Genomic DNA, 17976 nt, shown 5'->3' with positions numbered 1-17976 from the left:
CTTCTCAGATGCTTTCTTATTACTTTTACAAATAAATCAGTAACATTACTAATGTAGTAAATGTGAACGAAACAATCAAAAGTATTCTTGCGAATTTAGGAAATCCAGTTAGTTTTACTTTTTCTGCACTTACTTCTTTTTTTTCTTTAGGCTTACCCTGAAATTTTTCAATTGGAATATATAGAACCGCTAGTATCAATCCTATAAAAGCCCCTGTTGTTTCTCCAAGTAAATATCCGATCCATGGAAAACTAATAAAAGCACTTACTATCCTAAACATAATACCCCCCCTAACCTTTTGCCTATATTATATACAAGTCAGGGGAATTTTACCACTATCTTGCAGAATAATCCGCTACGTAAATCCTATATTCTCGTTTTGACTCTGAATTAGAAAATTCTTTCTTGCTTGTCCTTGTCACTCTACATCGGTTCCCACCTGCATTCACTCCATTTGCAGTTAAGTCTACAATTTGAGCTGATACAATAGCATTTTCACCTTTTCTGTTTGCCAAGCCATCGAGATATGGCACTGATGGAGATGTTTGCTTTAAAATAATTCCAATCGCACCCGTAGGATCGTTTGTTTCAGAGAAGGTTACTTCTCCCTTCACCCCAACTTGGACAGAAAATTTATCTTCATTTGCCTCTGATGTTATTGCAGTACCATCTGCAAAACCCGTGATGAACCTACCGCCAACAATTACATTAACACCATTCATATCATAAGTTGTTACCATCTATATCCCTCCTAGTACTTTAATACACCGCTAATAGTTCCCTCATGGATAGCCCCTGCAAGGTCTGCACTCCAAGATACACCATTATAAACTCGATTTGCGATATCATTTGTAGGAGTGTCTTCACGTTTAACGTAATTGATTTGAAAAACTCCATTATCATCATCATCCCGTAAAATGATACCCTGTGTTACTCCAAGTTTTAATACCTTTTCAGCTACAGATACCAATGAAGCAATGCCAACATTATCATAAGCAATCTTTTCTGTGTTAACAGCAAGTAAAGCACTTTCTTCTTCCATTTTAAATTGCAAGAAGAATGCGCCCAGGACTACATCAATGTACTCACCTGATGTTGTTTTTCCTTCGGTAGTCTGTAGCACTCCCATTTTTCTAATGTAGGAGAATCCGTTGTCATCGTGCAATTGAGCTAATTCAGTGGCCGTTATTTCTGATGCCAATACGCCTGAAATACTTCTAAATTTTGCAGTAACTCCACCTATCATTCTAACAAGCATATAAGCTGCCAAACCTTCTGCAACATAAGCTTCAGGGCTGTGATGGAACATTACTGTTGTTTGCTCAGACTCGATTTGTGCTGGTAAACTAAGGTCCTGAGTCGTAGTAAAATACATTTTTTCTTGAGTGTCGATCCATCCACTCAATGCAATAACTTCGGCATTTGCATTCTCCGTACAGGTTAATGCAAACCAATCATTATTAACATTTACCAGCTCGTTTAATGCTGTGACTAAATCAGCTGGTTCACCTATTTCACTGTCATACTCTTTGCCAAATATAGCTACTTGCTGAGGCGCTGGGTTTTGTCCAAATATCCTACTTGCAATCTTGTAGGCATCATCTGTAACAGCATAGTCATCCGCCACACCTTGTATGTCATTATACAGGGTGTATGGATGATCCTTCGAGGTGTCTAGAACAAGAATTAATCCAAAGCCTCTTTGTTTGATTGCAGCTGTCAACTTGCTTATATTAACTACAAAGTCTTTCTTCATCTACTTACCTCCTATTCAATCCGACTGAATGAATATGTTTCAATTGTTTCGATCTTCTTTTTTAACTCTCTTGTGTATCTCAAAATTACATCAAATCCATATCGTCTTTCATAATCTATAATCATCAGTGCATCTCTATTTTCTATAGTAGATGTGCTTACTGTGACTATATTTTTTCGTTTGAGCCATTCACACCCATGGAACTTAAAAAAATCTTTAGTTTTCATTGCAACGCTTTTAGCTTCTTCCGCCGTCTTAGCAAATACATTTATAGAGAAGCTTGGCTCAGAAGTTTCTATTTTCTGAACTTCAATGTCAGAATCAAAGTTTGGATTTTCACTTTCTACTGTTTCATAGTTGTAAATTCCCACGCTAGGATCATCAGGCTCAGCGATGATTTTGAATGTAATGTATGGATACTGTGGTTTTTCTCCTTTTTGATCCGCAAATATTGCTTTAGTAACATTTGTGAATGCTTTTAACTCCTCCAAAATATCTCCTAATGTCTCCTCATTCATTTGACCACCTTCTTTTTAGTCATATACTTTTTATAATTCACGACCTCGGGTGCCTCTAATTCTCTGTCGATTTCATATTCACCGTCATAATCTATGATTATATCGCCTTTCTTAAGTAACAACTCGTTGCCTTGCATGTCTTTCAGCTTTTCTTTTACATAAAGCTTCTTATCCTGTGTAGTATAACTGCCACCCTCGCTATAACGTATTTCCCTATCAGACATAGGTAAAAATGTACCTCTAAAATGTCTTACTTCGCTTATGCCTTCAGTCCATTTGCCACGTATATATTGACCTGTCTTTTGTTGAACTGAAATTTGTTTTTCCCATCTTTGAATTATTCTAGTAAAATCCATCATAAGCTTACCACTTCATAAGTGACTGCATTTCGAAGCCTTCCAGTTTGGATTAATGGATTATCTGTCCCTTTGTTGGCAACTGTTAACGCACTATTAGCTGGGCTTTTAGTTTCTTTTATTTTTCTTTGAATTAACGTCTGTAGATATAATCCCAGTCTATTATAGAGCTGTTCCCCTGTGAGTTTCCCCTCTAGAACATTAATCAATAAATCTTGACCCATTTCATTAATTTTGTTCTTGTTTTCATCGAAGGTTGAGCGTATATAACTTCTTTCAGGAATCATAACGCTCTTGAGTAATACAAACATAGGGATAAAATCTTTTTCTCCCTGGCCTTTAGGTTTAGCTAATATTTTTGTTCCTCTGGGCACAAATAGATCATCGTGATCTGCTGGTCTTGTATCCCCAGCAGCAGGAAGAGGTATAGCTAGATACTTTGAATTTTTAGGCTTTATAGTTGCTCCAAATTCATGGGTTGCAGCAATCATTATCAGCTCAGAATCTTCTTCTCCCATAATTCCTGCTTTTAAAGCATGTGAATCTAAATAATCTAATTCTCTTAATAGCTCAGGTACTCGACTTTCATCTTTTACTATCAATGACATACCCTCCTATGAAGTAACGAGCATGCTTAAATTGCTTTTTTTCAGTAATCTTAGCACCTCTTGTCCATATTCAGTAGATTTCAAACCTTCTTTTCCAGAAGTTGAATCAGAGAAAGCAATTGCCCCAAGGCCATCCACCTTCTCTGATTTTATTTTTGGATTGTCTAATGTGGCATAATGCGCCGTTAGATATCTCATGATTTTTTCTTTGAAGGATGCCTTGAATTCCATGCTGTTCATTTCTAACTTTGCATCTTCGATGTAGATCTCAATAGTAGAATCAGGCAAGCCTCCCAAATGAGAGGCTATTGCCCGTACCCTTTCTACAGTTGTTTCCATTGTTACTCACCACTCTTGATGGCTTCTTTTAACTGTTTTTGAATAGCCTCTAAAACAGTCTTTCTTTCCTCTTGCTCAGACCATTTTTGCAATTTTTCTTGCGAAAATGTTGTTTGTACAATCTCAATCGCCTTGCCAGCTGGAGTGATCTCGGAAATGTCTTCGATAAGTCCTTCTTTCACTTCAACCACTTTATCTTTTAGCCAATCTTTCACGATAGGATGTTTACTCTCTTTATCCCAATCCTTTTTTTCTACTTCGTTGGCGCCAATATTTAATGTCACTTCTCCAACATGCTTGATGAATTTACTATTATTAATTACTGTAATTTCCATTAATGTTCCCCCTCCTTATATTCCGTCAGCTCTGCAAATCCCCATTGGGAATCTTACAATAGCTCCACCAGTACGCTCTTCAAGGTTAATCTGAGATGACATATTTGCTAACATTACTTCTGGGTGTCTTGTGATATCAAGAGGTAATGCCATTTCTACGACATCCTTGCTGCTATCGAAAACAGCAAGACAATCTGTGGAAGAATCGCCTGCACCTTCTAGGTCTGCAACTCTAATGATATTAGTAAACCACTTTTGTTCTTGTAACCATTTGCGAATTGTCATGTTGTAGTTTTCAGCGTTCACCGGTTTATCTAAGTCCTCATACTGATTAGGTGGCAATAATAAGGTGTCCACTGTTAGTCCTGGAAGCGCATTAACTTTCTTTCTAGCTAAACGAATATCTTCAATAATCTCTTCACTGGTTTTATCTTTCCATTTTGTAGATGTTTCCCCAGCGTTTAGGGCTACAGGCATCGTTTGGATGCCAGTGAAGTTCAATAGTCCTTCAGCTTGATGCGCTTCTGATCCAACATAGAAAAAGCGGTTTTCCTTCTCTGCAACAGCTCTTCTTGCCGCTATTGCCTTTGTAATGTCGATAGTCCTATTTGCCATTTGTGCAGCTCTTTTCTCTTGAATACCAATCGTGAAGCCTACAACTACTCCATATACTTTCTGTGTGTGTCGCTCAACGTCAGCATCCACTAATGGAATATCATCCGATGCACCATAGGCAAATATCTTTGCAGCCCCTCTTCTAGTCATTTTGTCATAACTGATTGTCTCAGCACCTTCATGGTCATCAGTTTTTAAACCAACCACGGTTCTGGCCGTTAATTCTTCTTCCTTTGCTTCATAAGCGACTTTATCGATACTTTCTAAATCTTGGTTAAGCAACATTCCATCTTGTCTTACATGCATTCCTCGCATCTTTTCTCCTCCATTCTTCTCTCTATAATTGGACTACTTTTGTAGTACTTGGTAGGTTGATAGCTAACATTACTAACTCACCAGCAGCTGCACTAGTAAGGTATTCACTACCTTCAAGTTCGACACCATATACACCATTTGTATCTACACTAAGGGGAGCAGCAGTAAAATCTCCATCTTCTAAAACAGCAGCCTTTTGTCCAGCTGTTACACCAGCAGAATCAGCAGATACTTTAACCCATACAGTACCTTTTTTTAGTACAGAAACAGGGTTACCTTGTAAATATTGATCGTTGTCCAAATCACCTGTAACGCTATTTAGAGCAATCCCTGCAAATATATCTGTAGACGCTGCACCATCCCAGGCTTTCACCTGAATCTCTTTATCTGTTCCTAATTTAACAGCTTTGCCATACTTAATTGGACTTCCTTCTGCTGCCATACTTCTTGCTGTTGCTGACATACTAGCTTCTGCGATTCTTCCTGCTCCTGTAGCAGCTGGTTGATATTTTTGTACAGTCATTATTTTTCCTCCTCACTATTTTTTCATTTGAAGTCTTTTGCTTTTCATGCTTGTTACTAGATCCCCTGCACCTGCATCATTCTTAATTTTTAAGTTGTTGGCGCCTGTGCTAGAGTGTTCTGTATTTTTGTAAAAATCAACAATTGTATCAAATCGCGCATCAATGTACTCTTCACTTTTCCCTTCTCCGGTGAAGCTTTCATCGCCTAGAACCTTGATGCAATCTACTTTAATTTCTCTAGGCTTCTTGCCCTTAAAGTCGTAATCTGGATCTAAAATAATGGCCGCATCTTGTACTACTTTCAATCTGGCTTCAATTGCTTGATCCAACTTTATTTCTGATAATTGATTTTTTTCTAGTTCATCTTTCTTCTCTTGAAGCTTCTTAATTTCGTCCTCTTTTCCATCTAGCTTGCCTTCGAGTTGTCCTACTTGCTTAGTCAACTCATCACTCTTTGTTTCCAATGCAGTTACTCTTGTTGCTACCACTTCCGGTACTTCGTACTCCACTCCGTCAAGTCTAATTTTCATTTCCTTCATCCCTTCCTTTTCTTTATAATTTTCAATTTCATCAGTTCTGATCTGAACTGCAAAGCTCTCTTTTTCATCAGTTCTAGCTGAACACTCAGGACCACAACGACCTTTCTTGACCATGGCCAAGTGATTGAATTTAAAATCTGTTTGTCTTCTGTCATACTTTTGACCTTCATACACGCCGCTTTCATCGATGACTCTACACTCAAATCCTAGCGAACATTCTTTTTTCAAACCTGTGACAATATCGGCGATTAGTTTAGCATCAAACACAGTTGCTTTATTTACCATAGTCACATCTTGCATCTCTGCCTTTTCATGTGTCCAACCAGCAACTAATTCTTTTGAATTATGTGCAGATATCAACTCATAAGGATGTCCATCTGTAATAGGTAGGTTGTTTAGTTGTTCAACTACTTTAATCAAATCGTCTGGATGTTTAAGTTCATAAATCACTTGACCAGATTCATAATCCATATAGGGGTATACTCCTGGCTTCACTGCTGCAAGACTATAGTTTAAAAATCCTCTCCCATCTTCTTGCATCATATTGACTTCAACTCTGTCATATCTTTGCTTTAACAATTTTTCACCCCCCTTATATATTAAGTAATTCATCGGGATCTACTTCAGCTGTGCATCTGCATCCATAATCTTCACCTGGAAGCAGGCCTTCTGTACCAGCTCCTTCTGACCACAAAAACCTTTTACCATTAAATATTTTGTGCTTATCTCTTACATTCCCATCACCTACATCACTCCAAATAAAGCCTTTCAGTCCACTTTGCTCATACTTTGCTTTATTAATATCTGCAACTAGACTACCTGTTTGATCTCGTGCGATGAACTTGGCTTTAGTCCTGCTTGTTTTATATGCCTCCTGGAGCCCATCGGCAATTTGTTTGTTCGACCTACCCCTACGGACACCTTGAAGTATGACTGTTTCAACGTTATTATGATAGTTTTCAGGTATAGATTTTATATAGGCAATATTTTCTTTGTTGGCTGCTGTGATAATATCTAAAAGTTTACTATCTCTACCAATTGGATCTACCCCTAAAACTGACCTAAATTGATTTGCAAATTGCTGAACAATGTTGTTTCCAACGGACTTCGTAAATGCATCTGCAATTTTTACTATTTTATTTTCATCAAAATAGTATTCTAGTGTTTCTGTTCTCAAGGTATCTAATAGCAGGTTGATTTTCAGAATAGCGTTATCATTACGTTCATTAAGACCATCATTTCTTATATTATGAGATATCTTCTTTTCGAAGGTCTCTATAACATTAGCATGACTACTAATTAATAACCCTCTGACTTCCTTGAAATAATCCCATGCAGCACCAGAAGGGAATCTAGACTTAGGTGTTTTAGCCATGGTCCATCGCCTCTTTTGCTTTTTTTACTTCTCTTGCAATTTTAAGTAGCTCTTCCTCACTCATATCTAGTTTTTCAATCATTGAGGTTTCGTTAAAGCGCTCTTTCCTGGTTTCGTCCGGTGATCTAACATTATGAGTAAGATAAATGTTATCTATCTCAGCATTCATCTTTCTAATCTTTGCATCAGTCTCAGCGTCTAACTTCCACAGGGGATTGAATTTCATTTTGTACTTCACGTTATCGGGTTCAATCGACTTTGTCCCAACTCCACTTTTACTCGCTAAAAGTGATAGGTCTATTAAGTATTCCAAAGGCTCTCTTACATGTGCTTCTTGCATTCCTGCTATTCTCATATAGTAATTCAGACTATCAAACTGCCCACCTGTCACAGTTCCTTGGGGTTGACCCATGATGTGTGATTTTGGCATTCGACTCACAGCAGATAACATTTCCCAGAGAAAATCGTACATATCTTTCAGGGGTAAGCTTACCGAGGGGGATATATAATCTAGGTCATCTTCTTTACCTATCACAGCAAGACTTAACGTATTGAATTCAAAGTCTAATTCATTTTGTATGTTCTGTCTCAGTTCCTTGTCTGACATATCTACGCCATCGGTTTTCAATCTTTTATGCACCATCGAGTACATCAATTGACCTGTTGACCATGTTGCATTGTCAAATATCAATAGCAAATCATAGAGAATTTCAATCAAAGGTATGCCACGTTTTTCATCTTCAATTTTTCTTGTTGCAAAATGAATAATTCTATCATTGTGAACTAGCTTTGTATCTCCAGCTCCTTGAATTTCAAAAAGTTCTGTACTTCCATATTCAGGTGAGAACACATCTTCATTTTCTATATAGTCTATTAACTTGACTCCACTAAAAGCGTGGATATAGTCAATATCAGTTAGCTTTGATATCTCTATTGGATCAGAAATCTTGAATAACCCTGTTTGCTTTGCACCTATAGATATAAGACCATCACCCCTAAGTCTTTCAAATTTTAGAGCCTCTTGGAAGTTGTATTGCGCACCTAGGTTGGAGAGTTTATTCATGATCTGTTGTGCCAGTGCATCTTCCACGCCAGCAATAGAAATCCATTCTCTAGTTGCATCCTCGGCTGGGATGTTCACTATATTTTGAAATATACCGTTTACAGCATAGATGTCGGATATCATCCACTGACTCATTCTGTGCCTTGTAATGCCCTTTTGTCTGCTCAGTGGGTCTTTGGCTGTTCCCTTACTACTGGTTGATGACTCGAAAAAGTCTTTTTTGTATCCGCTGCTTACGCTATTACTTTTCTTTTGTTTTGTCTCTTGTCTTTTTCCCAAGTAATCACCTCCCACTTTTAACGGTATCCATCAGCTATGCTATTTGCCTTTACCTTGACTTCGCCATTGATCACTTCTACAAATCCAGTTATCGCGTCTGGACCATCATCATGCTCGTTTTTGCCTTTTCTTTGATACTTGGCCATAGCTAAATAGTACTCATTGTACTTTTTAGCCCAATCTTCTGGCATGATAACTTGCTCTATAACATTAGAACTATTGACCAGTATTCGAGTTTTCTTGTTCTTGCTCTGAAAGAACCATTTGATGTTACATTTCTTGTTTTTATACTTTTTCCTGAGAATATCTTCAACTTTTCTGGCGAAGCCACGGCCACCATTATTGGACTCAAATATGGCGTTTTTAACGCCATAAATATGAAGTCTTCTTGCCACTTCTTCCTCCGTTACTTCCATTGCTTCATCGGTATAATAAATATCTTTCACATAACCAAGTCTTCCAATTACGCCACCGATAGGCATACAAAGATAGTCGCGCCCTTCATCGGCGGTATCAATATACGCAATAATGTCTTCAAATGCTTCGTCATCCACAACATCATAGGTTTTGAACTCTTTGTACAAGCTGCCTTTTTTATCAATAGGCCTTTGTAGATAATTTGCTTCAAAGATGTCTTCATCGATACCGCCTTTTTTGTCCATGATGGCATCATAGGATAGTATCTCATCACATAAAGGTTCATCTTTTTCATTTAGTACAGGCATCTCTAGTACATATGTCTTTTCAGGGAAGTTTGCTATCACCCTTCCTGCTAAGTCATCTGTAGCCCATCTAGTTTGGATGATGATTTGTATGGCACCTTCTACCATCCTGGATAAGAATGTGTTTTTATACCAATCCCAGTGCGCTTCTTTGACCCTTTCATTAACAGCTTCCGACTTATTTTTTATAGGATCATCAATGATTCCGATGTTTCCACGCATACCGGTAATTGATCCATCAAAGGATGTAGCCAGGTAACTCATATATGCTCCTTCTAAACTCCAAAGGTTCATAGCTCCATCACCGTCTTTGATTTTCACAGATGGAAAGAAACTATTAACTACATAATAGTTGTCATCACCTTCGATTTCTTGGTCCTGTATATGCTCTCTAACCATCTTGGCAAATCTAATTGAGAGGGTTTGATTATACGAAACCGATATAATCTGATTACTGACACTGTCTCCAAATGCCCAAGTAGAAAACATTCCAGCAGTGTAACTTTTCCCGTGTCCAGGAGGGAGGTTAATTACAAGTATGCTATAAGGTTTGTTGGTCTTAGGATTTATGAGCTTTTTTTCATAAATAGCTTGTATGGTTTTGCATACCTTATCCTGAAACGTCCTAGACTCTCTAAAAAATTCAGGATTCATTCGGTTGCAATACTCTCTAAAATCACGTCGCCCTACAGCTATAATTTTAGATCTTTCACTATTCTGTTTTCCTTGGACCAACTCGTGAATGATATTCATATTCTAGTCTCCCGTTATATATCGCGTTACTTCCCCGTTACTTCGCGTTATTTTAAAGTTACTCCCCTCACGAGGTACGATAGGTCTGTTTAATCTGCTAAGTTCCTTAGAATCGATTTTAAGGCATTTTTTGCTGAAATTTAAAAAGGACATGCTTCGCCATTTGATAACCAGCCTTTATAGATAAGCTTGTTACCAATTTTGAGCCGTCCTATGTTCTCGAAATGCTCAAGCACAGCCGCAACATGTACTCGTTTTATTCCGATACCTTTATGATCTCTATGCCTAAATCCACAGTCTTTGCATCACCTAGTACAGATAAGCAAACCTTAGCCCTGCCTTTTCTTTTATCAACCTTAATGATATGCCCTTCCATGCCCAGTAGAGGTCCTGACACAACCTGTACTTTATTCCCTTCTTTTACAATTACCTTGGATAACCCTATGAGCTCTCCTTGATTGCACAATCTCAATACTCTTTGCATTTCTTCTAAGGGGATGGCCTCAGGCTTTTCAAGGCCTAAAAACCTATGGATACTTGGTATCCTTTTCAATTTGTAATATGTATCTACATCTAGTTCTACGTTTAAAAAAAGATAGCCTGTAAACAATATCTTTTTAACATGCCTGGTCTCTCCTTGCCTTTTTTCAGGAATTATTCTTTGTGGAACGATCACTTTGATATCTTCGATTTCTTTCTCCACAAGCTTCTTTGCTTTCATTTCTTCATTGCTTTTTACATGCACTACATACCATTTTTTAATTGTTCTTCGCCTCCATCTTTTTGGATATGGAATCTACTTTCTCAGATAGTTTCATCAGTAGCTCTGGATCATTCTCCAATTCTATCCGTAGTTCCATCTTGATAGCGGTGATGGCATCTTTGATGCCTTTGCTGTACTGTAGCTTAAACTTCTCTTTATACACTGCACTTCGTTCTAATGCGACAACAATTCTTGCTGCTTTTTCAATTGGCATGTTTTCTATTTCTTCTTGAGCTGTAGCAATCTTTTGTGCTAGGCCAATAGTCAACATTGAAGTTGTTGCTCCAATGGCATCAAAATTGTTGTTCTTTTTAGCTGCATCTACAATAATCCTTGTTTGTTCAGCTACTTCCTTCATTCTTTGCACAACTGCATTTTGACGCAATGCATATCTTCCAACACTGGATTTTGATATTTCATATCCTAATTCAGTTATTTCATCCGCAATTTCATGATAAGTAAAGTTAACATCAGCTAGTCTATCGTCTAATAACTGTCTTATCTCTTCTGGTAATTCATCTACCCTTGACTTGATTCTGTTTCTTTGTCTTTCTTTAGTCATTACAGCTCAACTCCAGGATCATCGATGGTCTCTTCAATCAAATCAACTCCCTTGGCCGTCAACTCCACCTGATCATCATCTTTAATTTCAGAGAGCTTTATAGCCGTAACAGTGATGTACTCCTTATCCTCTAAATAGTGTAGAATCTTTGTCATGTCTGCTGAAAATGTAACACCTCTCGAAATGAGAGCGCTTCGTATGCCATTCACACTGACGGAATCGGGGTAGAAAAGAGCTAGTGTCCTAAGAACTTGACCTCTTAACATTTTATTTTTCATTACTTGTGCTTCCACGTCATACACTCCTTTTGACAACTAACACGTCGTGTATTTTGTCTAGTTTCTTGTCAACGTTAGACATAGCCCTGATGAAATCATCTTTATGTACATATTCCTTGGCAATTCTTACTTTGTGTTCATTGAATTCTTCTTTCAATTCCTTAATATCTTCTTGGTTTTTGTTCGTCTTCCAGTTAGTTTCACTTATGTTTTTATCAATGCTCTTTTTGAATTCTTTGAGGAAATATGCAATTGTACCTAGTCCTAGCATTATTATAGTTTGTATGACCCAGCTTAGATTAAGTTCCATACTATGTCCTCGTTCCCAGCCGTTCAGTATTACTCAAAGCTTTTTGTATTTTAGCTGTTATGTTCTCAATGTCATTTGCTTTAAGTTTCACCTCAGGAAAAATCGTATTAGTTTTAGTAGCTTTAACTTTCTTTACCTTTTCCTCAATTGTGTTCATGATATAGGTTTGTGCATCTCCTAAACTTGCTTCAATTGCTTGTTTGTACTCTGGTTCTAAAGTCGTCAGAATTTCACTGTAGGCTTGCATTGCTAAATCGCTAAGCTCAGTCTTATCTTTCTTTCCAGACTTTACTGCTGCTCTAAGTACTTTTGCAGTTTTTTCCTCAATTTTGGTTACGGTTTTCTCTGCCACATCTTCCAGACGCCATAGTGCCATCTGTAATACTTCTCTTTTACTTTCCTCTTGAATCTTTTCTGTTTCTAGCTGCATTTTCTTTGATGCTTTGTTAAGAAAATATGTTACATATGCCCCTGCTAACCCGATTAGTCCAATTGCCACGCTGACAAGAATTTCCCTTAGTGCTGTTTGAATTGCGCTCATTATTCGCCCTCCTTTTTTTGAATATAAAAAAATCGTAGTATGATTTTTTATCACACTACGATTTTACATTTATTTTCTAGTATTTACTTTTGAAGGCTTCAACAAAGAATTCAGAACAGTGACAGTTGACTGTGATGCGGTTTGTTTCTTTCTTTTTTAACCAACTCCGAACATATTTCCCTTACCCATCTCTCAGTAAAGCCGTACTTTGCAGCTAACTCACGATAATTATATCCATTAAATTCTTCTTTTATGAGCTCTTTTCTCTTGGGGTCACAGGACTTCACAATCGTAGGGAAATATATTTGACTTCCTTGAACCATCTTAGCTAACTCTAATGTAGCTTCGAATCCTATTTTGGTTGCTATCGTATAATAAGGTTCATCCAAATCATCTATCGTAATCTTTTCTAACCAATTTTCCATGACCTCACCACCTTTATCATAATTAAGTTGGCTTAAAATATCAACACATTTTTTTATTTGAGGAAGTTGGAATTAACAAATCCAATCAACTCTCCACGTCTCACTACCCACCAGGTACCATCAAAATCAAACAACTTGTCAACCTTATACCCTGCTTTAAATTTACCTATGATTGTTCCCATTACATCATTTCTAACATTCAGGGACTCAGTAATAACTTCATGCCTATCTTCAAGAGTTTGTTCTTCTTTTTTCTCCTGGTGTAAATCTTTGAAAGGTAGCCCAAAGAACTCACATGCCGTTTTGATTTGTGCCCGTGCTGCATTCTTTCGGAAGGCACTTGAAAGGAGTAATTCTTTGTCAAGTGGGTTTGTCATGAACCCATTTTCAGACAAGTTTGCTGGCATATTTGTCGCTCGTAAAACATAGAAATTTGTCCAGTGATTTAATTGACTACCTATTATGCCTCTCGATGGATTCTCTAGAAGCTCTTTTGCATTTTTTTTCCATATCTCAGCGAATTTTTTAGAGTTTGCAGATGTGCCCCAGTAAAAGGACCAATGTCCTCTAACTCCAGCGTTACCGCTTGCATCCGCGTGAGTGGATAGATATAAATCTACTTTTTCAGCGTTCGCCGTTTCGACTCGGTGTGAGAGGGGAACCTCTTTCCCGTTCAATGGTTGTACTAATACAACTTTAAAGCCGTTGTGTTCTGCTAATTCCTTCGCCATCCCTACTACTGCGCTATTGAAAGCAAACTCTGGCAGTCCAGGGACGCCCTTATTCGGTGGGTATGTGTCTACGCCATGCCCTGCATCTAATGCTATGTACTTGTTAGATGGAGGGCTATCTACTTTTTTCCCGTAATTTCATATGGCTCCTTTGTATAGATCAAGATGCCATCCGCTACAGCTCTGTTGTCATAGTACTTGTTTTGAATCTTGCCTTCTACATCCATGGCGGAGCTTCCACCGCCATCCGCATTAATAGCTGTATTACATCCGAGTTCTAACATTACCCTTGCGCTCTCTACAGCAGTCAATCCTTTTTCTTTAGTCATTCTACCTTCTGTTACAACGAATATATAATTTTCCTGATTGTCACCTATCAATGTCCGGGGATGTGATTGGTTTGTAAAGGGAAACTTGTCACCTTTCATAATGTTCATTTTCCCACCGACTACCAAGCTGTATGACAATGATATTGCCCAATTTGCTTTTTTATACTTAGTTTTCAGTTGATTGGCTGTAATATCATCAATGTGTAATTTACCGTTCTCGTGAACTAGCTCTAAAAATGCGTCCCCTGCCCAGCTTTCAGAAAGCAGGAATCCAGAGTCTACGTAGAACATTCCGTAAGGAAGCGTTCTATTTCCATCAAAGAATCCACCGTTAACTGCACCGATTCTCTTGTATCCGTTAGCTTCAAAATACGAATGTCTTATCTGTTGCACCGGTTGTCGCTTTGTTCTATCTCCCAAGCAAGGCATTATGACAACACCTTGTTTTGGTACTTCGAGTACATGAATAGTAGTATCGTACCTTCTCATTGTGTACTTCATTATTTGTAATTTCAATTTACTTATCCCCCTTAGTATACTAATCTAATATCTAAATCCTGTATTCCCCATGCAATTGCACCCTCATAAGTCTCCTTGAATATGTCTATCCTTACATTTTTCTTATCATTTCTTAAAGCTCCCCCAGTATCTTGAATCTCTACTTCTCCAAAGTTAGGTATGTATATCTTAGTGCCATAAGGGAGGCGCTTGGGATCTGCTGCTGCATATATTTTACCTGGTGTTTTTCCTGTTGATGTTATGCTGGGATTAGCATCTGCATTTATTCCATTTCGATCATCACTAGGGCTGTAGGCCGTTACTTTAGCTCTAATTACTTCTAATCTCTCTATTTGTTCCTGAAGTTCTTTGATGAGCTCTTTTTCGTTAATTATGTTTTTATTCAATAAATCTTTTTCCAAATTCAGCTTATCAATCTGCATCCATAGCTCTTCATTTTGTTTCTGGTGTTCTTTTACAGTAGTATTCGTACTAGCCATGATAACCATTAAAAGCAATATCCCCCTTTTCTTACAAATAGCATTTAGTAGTTAGTCTCTAGGATCAAGGACGCTTCCTAGATACCTTTTATAATCTTCTTTTGCTAATGCTTCTTTTTCAGCTAAAAATTGTATTCTTTTAGCACATATGCATACCTTATCGGGTTCTGAAATATCTCTTATAATGCTTTTGGTTAAGTCCACAATCTCTTCTAGAACTTTAAGTTTCATCACTTGGGACCCCTTTCGTTAATGTCCACTTTTGGATTTTCTATAAGCATTTTTGGTAGCCATTATATTTCTTATAGATTTTTGTATATTCTTTGCCTTTTTAAAGCTACCATATTTGTACTCATAATCCCTCCAGTGAGCTAAACTCATTAATAATCCGAGATTATCTGGATCTAACTGATTATCTTCTCTGTTTATAGGTATTGCTTTTAAGGGTCTTATCTTTTTCAAAAACATACTTTCGCCTCCTTCCAACTATTCTATGTGTTGATAGCAAGCCACTTCATCATATTGGGGTTCTTCTGTTCTAACAATTCTTGTGTTACAAATTCGTTTACTGCAAAACAAACATTCATCCTTTATTTTGGTCATGCTTTTCATCCTTTCTTGTTGATAACTTGCCTATTTATCTAAATAAAGTTAATTGATCAAGTTTATATCTAAAATCTTCAAAATCAACTTCTAGTAGTTCTTCCTCGTGCATTTCATATCTCACTCTATATATTTTCTTGTCAATACAACTCACAGCTAATTCATAAAATGGATTACTGCCAGTTATATGTAGCCTTTGAACATTTACTATTTTATTCACATTAAATATATTATTTTTAACGACTATGACTGACATGTATGCTTCTCCTTTTTATTGCAATGTGACTTAACTTACAGTTTCAAAATTTTCTTCAAGTGTTTCTTGCGACAATTCTAACCACCCTAATTCATCATTAGTTAGTCTAATTTCTCCACCAACAACTCTAAATGAATCTTTCTGGATATTCCAAATAGTACCTTCTTCTATAGCTGTATATTCATTTTCTATTGTAAACCCATTGTCATCGCTCATTTCCAATGAAAAACCTTTAATACATTTCATTTTAATAAATGGTTCTACGTCTGTGCTTCCACATTTTGAACAAACGCATAAAAATCTAGTTGTTTCAGATATTGTGTGTGTTTTCCATTCGTTATTACATTTGTTACATTTTAACTCATACATTTTTATCCATCCTTTCATGTCGCATAATCTAAAAAAATGCGACTTACCATCCTAATTCAATCTCTTTTATATCACCATTTAACGCTAATTCAAATATCGTTCTCTTTTTATATGGCTTTACTTGTATTTTGTAACATGGAATATTATAAATTTCGCAAGGAGATAACGCCCAAGAACCTCCTTGTTTTCTTTTGTAATAGCCATGATGCCTTATTTCGCCCATATAAGTTACTTTTTCATCACTTACACTACCTATCCAACTTTGTAATTGTATAGTGATTTTTTCGCCTACTTTCAGATTTTTAACTTTTACAAGTAGCTCCAATTTCATCACCTCTTTGCTTTTCCGTTTCAATTAGAAGTCTTCTCTTCTAAATTATAGGCAGTAACCACCTTCATGCGTGCAATCCCCATCTTCTGTAGCATATGGACAGTCTATGCATTTATCCATCTTCATTCTCCTTTCACTTAATGATTACTTTTCCAACCCGACTTCCTGTCTTATCTTTTCAAACTTCCTCGCTAGCCTTCTTAACTTGTTCCTGCAAGTTCTGTGTTCTCTCTCATCCCATACAACCCTTAGACATTTCATCCAAAATTTTAATTTTAATATCATGTGTATCCCCCTTATTTTTCAAATAAATTTGTTTAACTTGCTATTAACTCAATCACATTATTGTTCTTAATCAAGTGACTCTTTAATGACTTGAATGAAGTCCAATAGGGTTGATAAGTAGTATACTTGAATCTTTCTTCCATCTCTTTAAGAAGCTTCTTTGATAACTTCTTATAAGCTTCTTTTTTATCCTTTTGAGAGAACATTGACCTGGTCGTTGGTTTGAAGAACCTACGCCTTTCCTCGCAATCTTCAAGATACCACTTTCCTTTTATAGAACCATTTACATAGACGGCTATGACATTTTTAAATTGTCCCATCCTCTCTAACTTTAATGTGACTTCATATCCATCACAATCCAGTTTCACTGATGTATAAAAGCTTTCAAGCTTAACCTCCACCTTTTTCCATTCTTCCGATTTCATTAGCAGCACTCCTCTTCAAAACATTTTTCTTAACTTTTGATAAAGCTTATCCTGGTATCTCTTCTCGATCCTAGCAACATAACTTTGAGATATACCTAGTCTTTGTGATACATCTATTTGTGTTAATCCCTGATATCTTAGCCTTATAGCCATTTGCCTTTTAGTAGATTGTTCTTCAATGCTTTCTTCAATTAGATTATCCTTTATGATCGATCTAGCTATGAGCTTCTCTTCTCTTCCAATAAAACTTTCTTCTAGATTTTCGTCACTAGCTAATGTTTCAAAATTATAGATACTAGATCCATCATCAAAGCTTAAGTTTTTAGCATCTAACCTCACGAATGTCCATCTACTCCCTTTTTTAAGTCTTTTGATATACAGGAGTATTTCGTTTTGTATGCATCTATTAGCATAAGTATCAAATCGTGTTTGCTTGCTAGGATCATAGCTATCTATTGCTTTAATCAAGCCAATGCAACCTACACTAAATATGTCTTCACTATCTTGATTTTTATACTTATAAGCTTCATATGCTACCAACCTCAAGTTTCGTTCGATAAGGTGTTTTCGAATTTCTTCATTATTCAATTCCCTAAATTGATTTATCAAACGTTTACTTTCCTCTTCTGTCATGGGTTCTTTAAAATTCACCTTGTGTAACAATTTTTCCACC

Annotated in this window: 31 protein-coding genes; all 31 read right to left on the bottom strand. The window is 36.9% G+C overall.

Translation table 11 applies throughout. From position 1 onward, the window contains the following. Positions 1-25: 25 nt before the first annotated feature. Positions 26-280, bottom strand: a complete 255-nt coding sequence (locus AMET_RS02160) for a hypothetical protein (protein WP_011971564.1) — start codon at positions 278-280, stop codon at positions 26-28. 55 nt (positions 281-335) lie between these two features. Further along, entirely contained in the window at positions 336-740 is a 405-nt protein-coding gene (locus tag AMET_RS02155; protein ID WP_011971563.1) for a phage structural protein, read from the bottom strand. Positions 741-751: 11 nt separating this feature from the next. Further along, positions 752-1756, bottom strand: a complete 1005-nt coding sequence (locus AMET_RS02150; RefSeq protein ID WP_011971562.1) for a DUF3383 family protein — start codon at positions 1754-1756, stop codon at positions 752-754. An 11-nt stretch (positions 1757-1767) separates the two neighbouring features. Next, on the bottom strand, positions 1768-2274 hold the full coding sequence (locus AMET_RS02145) for a phage neck terminator protein (RefSeq protein WP_011971561.1): 507 nt from the start codon (positions 2272-2274) through the stop codon (positions 1768-1770). Further along, positions 2271-2633, bottom strand: a complete 363-nt coding sequence (locus AMET_RS02140) for a hypothetical protein (protein WP_011971560.1) — start codon at positions 2631-2633, stop codon at positions 2271-2273. The genes AMET_RS02145 and AMET_RS02140 overlap by 4 nt, the downstream gene beginning before the upstream one ends. After that, positions 2630-3238 (bottom strand): hypothetical protein, encoded by a 609-nt coding sequence (locus tag AMET_RS02135; protein WP_041720250.1) that lies wholly within the window; start codon positions 3236-3238, stop codon positions 2630-2632. Before AMET_RS02135 ends, AMET_RS02140 begins: the two co-directional genes overlap by 4 nt. Positions 3239-3244: 6 nt before the next feature. Next, on the bottom strand, positions 3245-3577 hold the full coding sequence (locus AMET_RS02130; RefSeq protein WP_011971558.1) for a DUF4054 domain-containing protein: 333 nt from the start codon (positions 3575-3577) through the stop codon (positions 3245-3247). Between the two features lie 2 nt (positions 3578-3579). Further along, positions 3580-3912, bottom strand: a complete 333-nt coding sequence (locus AMET_RS02125; protein WP_011971557.1) for a hypothetical protein — start codon at positions 3910-3912, stop codon at positions 3580-3582. 15 nt (positions 3913-3927) lie between these two features. Continuing rightward, on the bottom strand, positions 3928-4842 hold the full coding sequence (locus AMET_RS02120; RefSeq protein WP_011971556.1) for a DUF2184 domain-containing protein: 915 nt from the start codon (positions 4840-4842) through the stop codon (positions 3928-3930). 22 nt (positions 4843-4864) lie between these two features. Beyond that, complete coding sequence (locus tag AMET_RS24075; RefSeq protein WP_011971555.1) at positions 4865-5365, bottom strand: structural cement protein Gp24; 501 nt, start codon at positions 5363-5365, stop codon at positions 4865-4867. Positions 5366-5380: 15 nt separating this feature from the next. Then, positions 5381-6484 (bottom strand): DUF2213 domain-containing protein, encoded by a 1104-nt coding sequence (locus AMET_RS02110; protein ID WP_011971554.1) that lies wholly within the window; start codon positions 6482-6484, stop codon positions 5381-5383. A 13-nt stretch (positions 6485-6497) separates the two neighbouring features. Continuing rightward, positions 6498-7280 carry a phage head morphogenesis protein gene (locus AMET_RS02105; RefSeq protein WP_011971553.1) on the bottom strand — a complete coding sequence of 261 codons (783 nt, stop codon included), beginning with the start codon at positions 7278-7280 and terminating at the stop codon, positions 6498-6500. After that, a complete protein-coding gene (locus tag AMET_RS02100) occupies positions 7273-8622 on the bottom strand; it encodes a DUF1073 domain-containing protein (protein WP_011971552.1) in 1350 nt (449 codons plus the stop codon). The genes AMET_RS02105 and AMET_RS02100 overlap by 8 nt, the downstream gene beginning before the upstream one ends. Before the next feature lie 17 nt (positions 8623-8639). Continuing rightward, positions 8640-10097, bottom strand: a complete 1458-nt coding sequence (gene terL / locus AMET_RS02095; protein WP_011971551.1) for a phage terminase large subunit — start codon at positions 10095-10097, stop codon at positions 8640-8642. 256 nt (positions 10098-10353) lie between these two features. After that, positions 10354-10860 carry an antiterminator LoaP gene (gene loaP / locus AMET_RS02090; protein ID WP_041720246.1) on the bottom strand — a complete coding sequence of 169 codons (507 nt, stop codon included), beginning with the start codon at positions 10858-10860 and terminating at the stop codon, positions 10354-10356. Beyond that, complete coding sequence (locus tag AMET_RS02085; protein WP_011971549.1) at positions 10856-11422, bottom strand: DUF3486 family protein; 567 nt, start codon at positions 11420-11422, stop codon at positions 10856-10858. Before AMET_RS02085 ends, loaP begins: the two co-directional genes overlap by 5 nt. Continuing rightward, positions 11422-11715 carry a hypothetical protein gene (locus tag AMET_RS02080; RefSeq protein ID WP_011971548.1) on the bottom strand — a complete coding sequence of 98 codons (294 nt, stop codon included), beginning with the start codon at positions 11713-11715 and terminating at the stop codon, positions 11422-11424. Before AMET_RS02080 ends, AMET_RS02085 begins: the two co-directional genes overlap by 1 nt. A gap of 1 nt (position 11716) precedes the next feature. Continuing rightward, entirely contained in the window at positions 11717-12010 is a 294-nt protein-coding gene (locus AMET_RS02075) for a hypothetical protein (RefSeq protein ID WP_011971547.1), read from the bottom strand. Position 12011: 1 nt separating this feature from the next. Then, a complete protein-coding gene (locus AMET_RS02070) occupies positions 12012-12551 on the bottom strand; it encodes a hypothetical protein (protein ID WP_011971546.1) in 540 nt (179 codons plus the stop codon). A 110-nt stretch (positions 12552-12661) separates the two neighbouring features. Further along, positions 12662-12976, bottom strand: a complete 315-nt coding sequence (locus AMET_RS02065) for a Mor transcription activator family protein (protein ID WP_011971545.1) — start codon at positions 12974-12976, stop codon at positions 12662-12664. 53 nt (positions 12977-13029) lie between these two features. Then, positions 13030-13803 (bottom strand): N-acetylmuramoyl-L-alanine amidase family protein, encoded by a 774-nt coding sequence (locus AMET_RS02060; RefSeq protein ID WP_083760799.1) that lies wholly within the window; start codon positions 13801-13803, stop codon positions 13030-13032. 23 nt (positions 13804-13826) lie between these two features. Continuing rightward, positions 13827-14552: a phosphodiester glycosidase family protein gene (locus AMET_RS02055; protein WP_041720244.1), complete on the bottom strand. Its 726-nt coding sequence runs from the start codon at positions 14550-14552 to the stop codon at positions 13827-13829. Between the two features lie 14 nt (positions 14553-14566). After that, on the bottom strand, positions 14567-15034 hold the full coding sequence (locus AMET_RS02050; RefSeq protein WP_198135371.1) for a 3D domain-containing protein: 468 nt from the start codon (positions 15032-15034) through the stop codon (positions 14567-14569). A 51-nt stretch (positions 15035-15085) separates the two neighbouring features. Beyond that, positions 15086-15265, bottom strand: a complete 180-nt coding sequence (locus AMET_RS02045) for a hypothetical protein (RefSeq protein WP_011971541.1) — start codon at positions 15263-15265, stop codon at positions 15086-15088. A gap of 18 nt (positions 15266-15283) precedes the next feature. Continuing rightward, positions 15284-15502, bottom strand: a complete 219-nt coding sequence (locus tag AMET_RS02040) for a hypothetical protein (protein WP_041720243.1) — start codon at positions 15500-15502, stop codon at positions 15284-15286. A gap of 169 nt (positions 15503-15671) precedes the next feature. Next, positions 15672-15893, bottom strand: a complete 222-nt coding sequence (locus AMET_RS02035) for a hypothetical protein (RefSeq protein ID WP_011971538.1) — start codon at positions 15891-15893, stop codon at positions 15672-15674. Between the two features lie 30 nt (positions 15894-15923). Further along, entirely contained in the window at positions 15924-16262 is a 339-nt protein-coding gene (locus AMET_RS02030) for a hypothetical protein (RefSeq protein WP_011971537.1), read from the bottom strand. A gap of 43 nt (positions 16263-16305) precedes the next feature. Then, complete coding sequence (locus AMET_RS02025) at positions 16306-16617, bottom strand: hypothetical protein (protein WP_011971536.1); 312 nt, start codon at positions 16615-16617, stop codon at positions 16306-16308. Positions 16618-16737: 120 nt separating this feature from the next. Further along, entirely contained in the window at positions 16738-16878 is a 141-nt protein-coding gene (locus AMET_RS25495; RefSeq protein ID WP_157047129.1) for a hypothetical protein, read from the bottom strand. 32 nt (positions 16879-16910) lie between these two features. Further along, positions 16911-17303 carry a hypothetical protein gene (locus tag AMET_RS02020; protein WP_041720240.1) on the bottom strand — a complete coding sequence of 131 codons (393 nt, stop codon included), beginning with the start codon at positions 17301-17303 and terminating at the stop codon, positions 16911-16913. Positions 17304-17318: 15 nt separating this feature from the next. Next, positions 17319-17975, bottom strand: a complete 657-nt coding sequence (locus AMET_RS02015; protein WP_011971534.1) for a sigma-70 family RNA polymerase sigma factor — start codon at positions 17973-17975, stop codon at positions 17319-17321. Between the last annotated feature and the right edge of the window lies 1 nt (position 17976).

This window comes from Alkaliphilus metalliredigens QYMF (genome assembly GCF_000016985.1).
GTDB lineage: Bacteria > Bacillota > Clostridia > Peptostreptococcales > Natronincolaceae > Alkaliphilus_A > Alkaliphilus_A metalliredigens.
The sequence above is the reverse complement of the archived record's forward strand: the minus strand, read 5'-3'. Positions and strand labels throughout refer to the sequence as shown.

What these genes read in the sequence shown, in the direction of transcription:
- AMET_RS02120 (WP_011971556.1), bottom strand. Translation starts at nt 4,842, where the DNA reads ATGCGAGGAATGCATGTAAGACAAGATGGAATGTTGCTTAACCAAGAT.
- AMET_RS25495 (WP_157047129.1), bottom strand. Translation starts at nt 16,878, where the DNA reads ATGATATTAAAATTAAAATTTTGGATGAAATGTCTAAGGGTTGTATGG.
- AMET_RS02105 (WP_011971553.1), bottom strand. Translation starts at nt 7,280, where the DNA reads ATGGCTAAAACACCTAAGTCTAGATTCCCTTCTGGTGCTGCATGGGAT.
- terL (WP_011971551.1), bottom strand. Translation starts at nt 10,097, where the DNA reads ATGAATATCATTCACGAGTTGGTCCAAGGAAAACAGAATAGTGAAAGA.
- AMET_RS24075 (WP_011971555.1), bottom strand. Translation starts at nt 5,365, where the DNA reads ATGACTGTACAAAAATATCAACCAGCTGCTACAGGAGCAGGAAGAATC.
- AMET_RS02125 (WP_011971557.1), bottom strand. Translation starts at nt 3,912, where the DNA reads ATGGAAATTACAGTAATTAATAATAGTAAATTCATCAAGCATGTTGGA.
- AMET_RS02065 (WP_011971545.1), bottom strand. Translation starts at nt 12,976, where the DNA reads ATGGAAAATTGGTTAGAAAAGATTACGATAGATGATTTGGATGAACCT.
- AMET_RS02050 (WP_198135371.1), bottom strand. Translation starts at nt 15,034, where the DNA reads ATGGCTAGTACGAATACTACTGTAAAAGAACACCAGAAACAAAATGAA.
- AMET_RS02045 (WP_011971541.1), bottom strand. Translation starts at nt 15,265, where the DNA reads ATGAAACTTAAAGTTCTAGAAGAGATTGTGGACTTAACCAAAAGCATT.
- AMET_RS02030 (WP_011971537.1), bottom strand. Translation starts at nt 16,262, where the DNA reads ATGTATGAGTTAAAATGTAACAAATGTAATAACGAATGGAAAACACAC.
- AMET_RS02155 (WP_011971563.1), bottom strand. Translation starts at nt 740, where the DNA reads ATGGTAACAACTTATGATATGAATGGTGTTAATGTAATTGTTGGCGGT.
- AMET_RS02145 (WP_011971561.1), bottom strand. Translation starts at nt 2,274, where the DNA reads ATGAATGAGGAGACATTAGGAGATATTTTGGAGGAGTTAAAAGCATTC.
- AMET_RS02035 (WP_011971538.1), bottom strand. Translation starts at nt 15,893, where the DNA reads ATGTCAGTCATAGTCGTTAAAAATAATATATTTAATGTGAATAAAATA.
- AMET_RS02150 (WP_011971562.1), bottom strand. Translation starts at nt 1,756, where the DNA reads ATGAAGAAAGACTTTGTAGTTAATATAAGCAAGTTGACAGCTGCAATC.
- AMET_RS02075 (WP_011971547.1), bottom strand. Translation starts at nt 12,010, where the DNA reads ATGGAACTTAATCTAAGCTGGGTCATACAAACTATAATAATGCTAGGA.
- AMET_RS02020 (WP_041720240.1), bottom strand. Translation starts at nt 17,303, where the DNA reads ATGAAATCGGAAGAATGGAAAAAGGTGGAGGTTAAGCTTGAAAGCTTT.
- AMET_RS02140 (WP_011971560.1), bottom strand. Translation starts at nt 2,633, where the DNA reads ATGATGGATTTTACTAGAATAATTCAAAGATGGGAAAAACAAATTTCA.
- AMET_RS02085 (WP_011971549.1), bottom strand. Translation starts at nt 11,422, where the DNA reads ATGACTAAAGAAAGACAAAGAAACAGAATCAAGTCAAGGGTAGATGAA.
- AMET_RS02070 (WP_011971546.1), bottom strand. Translation starts at nt 12,551, where the DNA reads ATGAGCGCAATTCAAACAGCACTAAGGGAAATTCTTGTCAGCGTGGCA.
- AMET_RS02135 (WP_041720250.1), bottom strand. Translation starts at nt 3,238, where the DNA reads ATGTCATTGATAGTAAAAGATGAAAGTCGAGTACCTGAGCTATTAAGA.
- AMET_RS02040 (WP_041720243.1), bottom strand. Translation starts at nt 15,502, where the DNA reads ATGTTTTTGAAAAAGATAAGACCCTTAAAAGCAATACCTATAAACAGA.
- AMET_RS02160 (WP_011971564.1), bottom strand. Translation starts at nt 280, where the DNA reads ATGTTTAGGATAGTAAGTGCTTTTATTAGTTTTCCATGGATCGGATAT.
- AMET_RS02130 (WP_011971558.1), bottom strand. Translation starts at nt 3,577, where the DNA reads ATGGAAACAACTGTAGAAAGGGTACGGGCAATAGCCTCTCATTTGGGA.